Genomic DNA, 1,431 nt, shown 5'->3' on the forward strand with positions numbered 1-1,431 from the left:
GGATCATGTTGAAAAATTGGGGGATTTAGGAGAAAGTATTTTTTTTGCAGCAAGATGAGTAAAGCACAAGGACAGGATACAGCAAAAGAATTGATGGGGTATTTTCTACCAAAAGGCACACTTGAATATTTTGATTTGGTACACCTGGTAAAGGATAAAGAAGGTCTGGTTTTGTTTTTAGAAGAAAAGAACATTCCTCCTTCAGAATATGCGGGTCAAACACTTCACTCTAAAGGATTCTATCCGGAAGTTCGCGTACAGGACTTTCCGATTCGCGACAATAAAGTAGAATTAAGCATAAAACGGCGCCGCTGGGAAGTTCAGTCCAGCGGAGAGATTGTATCCCGTAACTGGGACCTGGTCATGAAAGGAGCACGACTCACCAAAGAGTTCGCGCTTTTTTTAAAAGATACATTTGGACAATCATCCGATTAGCTGTCATCAACTTGCCCGAATGTACCAGATGGATGGCAGTCAGCTTCAGCAGCAATACAAACATCACATTAGCGATTATAAAGATTGGGATCAACGTGAGCATGCTACCGAATGGATGCTTTTCGAAAAGAATATGGGTACTCATCTGAGTATTGATGAGACGGCACTATCCAATGATGAGCTCTATACGGTGGTTACCAATAAATCAGCCAAAGGACAAAAAGGCGCTATTGTGGCCATGATCAAAGGTACCCAAGCTGACAAGGTAATAGAAGTATTACAGCGTATTAATAAACGATTAAGGCAAAGGGTACAGGAAGTCACCCTTGATATGGCAGCCGGAATGCACCTGATCGTCAAACGCTGTTTTCCATACGCACAAAGGGTTGTAGACCGCTTCCATGTACAACAATTAGCATCAGAGGCTGTACAGGAAATACGGATTAAACATAGATGGCAAGCAATAGATGAAGAAAATACCCAGATTGCCCAAGCCAAAAAGAAAGGTCTCAACTACGTCCCGCAGTTACTACCCAATGGCGATTCTGCCAAACAATTATTAGCCCGTAGCCGCTACTTGCTATTCAAGCATAAGGAACACTGGACATATTCTCAAAAACAGCGGGCGGCACTTATGTTTGAACGCTATCCAGCAATACAGAGAGCCTATGACTTATCGATGAGATTGACTACCATCTTCAATCACTGCAAGTGTAAAGAAGAAGCATTTAAGAAGCTGGCCTTATGGTATAATCATATAGAAGAAGCAAATATTGAATCCTTTAAGACCGTATTTAGAACTATCGAAACGCACTACGAGAGTATATTGAATTACTTTAATAACAGAAGTACTAATGCGTCTGCGGAAGCTTTTAATGCCAAAATCAAATCTTTTAGGGCTTCTGCAAGGGGCGTAAGAGACATCAGCTTCTTCTTATTCAGACTCGCTAAAATCTATGCGTAACAAACTAATCCCCCAAGAATTTGACTTGATCC

The 1,431-nt window shown here is 41.3% G+C and carries 2 protein-coding genes; both read left to right on the top strand.

The window, feature by feature from the left end; all coding sequences use genetic code 11:
• The first annotated feature begins 54 nt into the window (after nt 1–54).
• Entirely contained in the window at nt 55–435 is a 381-nt protein-coding gene (locus tag GGD38_RS37320; protein ID WP_375297719.1) for a transposase, read from the top strand.
• A 19-nt stretch (nt 436–454) separates the two neighbouring features.
• Nucleotides 455–1,399, top strand: a complete 945-nt coding sequence (locus tag GGD38_RS37325; protein ID WP_375297718.1) for a transposase — start codon at nt 455–457, stop codon at nt 1,397–1,399.
• Nucleotides 1,400–1,431: the final 32 nt, after the last annotated feature.

Origin of the sequence: Niastella sp. OAS944 (assembly GCA_024809215.1) — a bacterium.
Classification (GTDB): domain Bacteria; phylum Bacteroidota; class Bacteroidia; order Chitinophagales; family Chitinophagaceae; genus Niastella.

Excerpts from the sequence above, each read along its gene's own strand:
- GGD38_RS37320 (WP_375297719.1), top strand. The coding sequence starts at position 55 with ATGAGTAAAGCACAAGGACAGGATACAGCAAAAGAATTGATGGGGTAT.
- GGD38_RS37325 (WP_375297718.1), top strand. The coding sequence starts at position 455 with ATGTACCAGATGGATGGCAGTCAGCTTCAGCAGCAATACAAACATCAC.